3 protein-coding genes are annotated in these 3,642 nt (G+C 71.8%); all 3 read right to left on the reverse strand.

Translation table 11 applies throughout. The features are described from left to right. Nucleotides 1-62: 62 nt before the first annotated feature. Complete coding sequence (dnaJ, locus tag IY392_RS12665; RefSeq protein ID WP_107756113.1) at nt 63-1,226, reverse strand: molecular chaperone DnaJ; 1,164 nt, start codon at nt 1,224-1,226, stop codon at nt 63-65. A 63-nt stretch (nt 1,227-1,289) separates the two neighbouring features. After that, nucleotides 1,290-2,330 (reverse strand): heat-inducible transcriptional repressor HrcA, encoded by a 1,041-nt coding sequence (gene hrcA, locus IY392_RS12670; protein ID WP_107756112.1) that lies wholly within the window; start codon nt 2,328-2,330, stop codon nt 1,290-1,292. Nucleotides 2,331-2,378: 48 nt separating this feature from the next. After that, on the reverse strand, nt 2,379-3,596 hold the full coding sequence (gene hemW, locus IY392_RS12675) for a radical SAM family heme chaperone HemW (protein ID WP_194861410.1): 1,218 nt from the start codon (nt 3,594-3,596) through the stop codon (nt 2,379-2,381). Between the last annotated feature and the right edge of the window lie 46 nt (nt 3,597-3,642).

Raw genomic sequence — 3,642 nt, forward strand, 5'->3', positions numbered from 1 at the left:
GTACGGCGGTCTCGCCGACGGCGGGCACCGCGTCGAGCCGGAACAGAGGCGGGGTCACCGGGTCAGTGACCCGCGACCGCGTCGCGCAGCCGTGAGAACAACCCGCCCCGGCGGGCGGTGTCCTCGTTGACGATCTCGGCCGAGTCGCCACCGAGTCGGCGCAGCTGCTCCACGAGGTCCCGCCGCTTGCGGTCCAGCTTGTCCGGGATCACGACCTCCATGTGGACCGTGAGGTCACCGGCACCGCCGCCCCGGACACGTGGCATCCCGCGGCCGGACAGGGTGACCGTGTGCCCGGGCTGGGTGCCGGCCGGGATGTCGATCTCCAGGTCGTCTCCGACGACGGTCTCCAGATCCACCCGGCCGCCGAGGATGGCGTCCACGACCGGGACGCGGACCGTGCAGTGCAGGTCCTCGCCGTCGCGGACGAACACCGGGTGGGTGCGCTCGTTGACCTCGATGTAGAGGTCCCCGGCGGGGCCCCCTCCGGGGCCGACCTCACCCTGACCGGACAGCCGGATCCGCATCCCGCCGCCGACACCCGCCGGGATCTTGGCCGACACGGTGCGGCGCTTGCGGACGCGGCCCTGGCCGGTGCAGTCGCCGCACGGATCGGTGATGATCTCACCGGTCCCCGCGCAGGTGGGGCACGGTCGGCTGGTCATGATGTTGCCCAACAGGGAGCGCTGGACGGACTGGATCTCACCCTGGCCCTGGCACATCCCGCACCTGGCGGGCGGCGCGTCGGTCGCGGAGCCCTTGCCGTGGCAGGTCTCGCAGAGGACGGCCGTGTCGACCTGGATCTCCTTGGTGACGCCGGTCGCGCACTCCGCCAGGGACAGGTTCACACGGATCAGCGCGTCCGACCCCGGCTGCACACGGCTCCTGGGGCCACGTCCGCCGCCACCGCCGCCGCCGCCGAAGAACGCCTCGAACACGTCGCCGAGCCCCCCGCCGGCGCCGAAACCCCCGCCACCGAAGCCGCCACCGAATCCGCCACCGGGAGACGAGTCCAGAGGATCGCCGCCCATGTCCACGACGCGGCGCTTCTCGGGATCGGTGAGCACCTCGTAGATCGCCGTGATCTCGCTGAACCGCTCACGCGCCTCGTCCGACGGGTTGACATCGGGGTGCAACTCGCGGGCGAGCTTGCGGTAGGCGCGCTTGATCTCGGACTCCGAGGCACCTCGATCGACCCCGAGGGTCCCGTAGTAGTCGCGTGACACGTGTCGCCTTTCGTCATGTGGATCAGGTCGGTGGGACGCCGGTCCCGGGTGAGGCTACGGGCGTCAGCGCCCGGACAGGATCTCGCCCACGTAGTGGGCAACAGCGGCGACCGAGGCGATTGTTCCCGGGTAGTCCATCCTGGTGGGCCCGAGCACCCCCATCCCGCCCAGCATCTGGCGCCCGGAACCGTACACGGAGGACACCACGGACGCCCCGCGGATCTCCGCCGACCGGGTCTCCTCGCCGATCTGGACGGTGACCCCGCCGGGGCCCCCCATCCCCACGGACTGCGCCGCCGAGAGCAACCGGAGGATCACGACCTGCTCCTCCAACGCCTCGAGGACGGATCTCAGGGAACCGTCGAAATCGGCCGCGCTGCGGGTGAGGTTGGCGGTACCGCCCAGGACGATGCGGTCGTCGGGCTGCTCCACCAGGGTCTCCACCAGCACCGTCACGCACCTCTCCGCGGCGTCGCGGTACTCCGGCCGCGCGCGCTCGGGGGTGGCCGCCAGCGCCTCGGAGGCGTCGCTGAGCCTCTTGTCCGCCACCGCCTCCGAGAGGAGCGCCCGGAGTTCGGCCAGGTGATCGTCCGTCAGCTCCGCGGCGAGGTCGACGGTCCGCTGGTCCACCCTGCCGGTGTCGGTGATCAGCACCAACAGCAGGCGGGTGGGTGCCAGGCTCACCACCTCGAGATGACGCACGGTGGAGCGTCCCAGCACCGGGTACTGGACGACGGCGACCTGGCGGGTGAGCTGCGACAGCAGCCGCACGGCCCGCCGGAGGACGTCGTCGAGGTCGACGGCACCCTCGAGGAACGCCTGGATGGCCTTACGCTGCGCCCGCGAGAGCGGCGTGATCTCCTCGATCGAGTCGACGAAATGTCGGTAGCCCTTCTCCGTGGGGATCCGTCCGGAACTCGTGTGGGGTTGGACGATGAAGCCCTCCGCCTCGAGCACGGCCATATCGTTGCGGATCGTCGCGCTCGAGACCCCCAGGGAATGGCGGTCGACCAGGGACTTGGAGCCGACGGGCTCGTGCGAGGCGATGTAGTCGGAGACGATCGCGCGCAGGACCTCGGTCCTACGATCGGCCGTACTCGACATCGGTTCCCCTTCTCACTGGCTGCGTACGGACGATTCTAATCCAGCGCGTCAGAGGAGGACGTCGCGCACGACACCGTCCGCCAGCAGCCTGCCCGAGTCGGTCAACGCGTACCCGCCGTCGTCGGCCCCGACCGACGGACGGCGACGCAGCACGCCCGCCGATACCTGGAGGTCCGCCCGCGCCCGCTCCTGCGCGGTGAAAGCGGCGTCCGGGAGCCCTTCGGCCAGCCGGAGGCCGGTCATGATCCGCTCGAGGTGCCGGTCGGCGTCGGTCAGCCGCTCCCCGCCCTCGACCGGCAGGTCACCGGCGTCGCAGGCGGCCGCGTACCGGGCCGGGTGACGCAGGTTCCACCAGCGGGCACCGGCGACGTGGCTGTGCGCCCCGGGACCGATCCCCCACCAGTCGCCGCCGCGCCAGTACCCCATGTTGTGGCGACAGTATCCCGACTCGTCGGCCGCGAAGTTGGAGACCTCGTACCAGTGGAACCCCGCCCTCGCGAGCCGTCGCGCCACCTGCTCGTAGCGGTCGGCGAGCACGTCGTCGACGGTTCCGGGCAGCTCTCCCCGCCGGATCCTCCGCGCCAACGCGGTGCCGTCCTCGACGATGAGCGAATAGGCGGACACGTGGTCCACGCCGGACTCCACGACGGCGTCGAGGGTGCGGGCGAGGTCGTCGTCGGTCTCCCCGGGGGTCCCGTAGATCACGTCCAGGTTGATGTGGTCGAACCCGGCGCGACCCGCCTCGGCGACGGCCTCCTGCGGGCGCCCCGGGGTGTGCGCCCTGTCCAGGACCCTCAGGACGTGCGCCGCCGTGGACTGCATACCGAGCGAGATCCGGGTGAACCCGCCCTCGCGCAGGCGCCCGAAGAACTCGGGGGAGGTGGACTCGGGGTTGCTCTCGGTGGTCACCTCTGCGCCGGGTGCCAGTCCGAACGTGGACCGGATGCGCCCCAGCATCCCCACCAGGACGTCCGCACCCACCAGCGACGGCGTCCCCCCGCCGACGAAGACGGTGTCCACCAGCGGCGGGGTGCCGGACCCGGCCAGGACGGTCGCCGCCCGCTCGATCTCCAGCGCGGCGGCGCGCTCCCAGTCGGCGGGCGACGTGGCCGACCCGAGTTCCCCGGCGGTGTAGGTGTTGAAATCGCAGTAGCCGCACCGGGACGCGCAGAACGGGACATGGAGATAGATCCCGAAGGGTGCCCGCGCGTCGCGCGGCGGCGGTGAGAGCGCGAGACCCGCGGGATCGGTGACCCCGGTCGTCACGCCCGACCGGTCGCTCTGTCGTCCCCGGTCTCACCGCCCCCTGAGG

Source organism: Dietzia sp. SYD-A1 (genome assembly GCF_015356725.1).
Taxonomy (GTDB): Bacteria; Actinomycetota; Actinomycetes; order Mycobacteriales; family Mycobacteriaceae; genus Dietzia.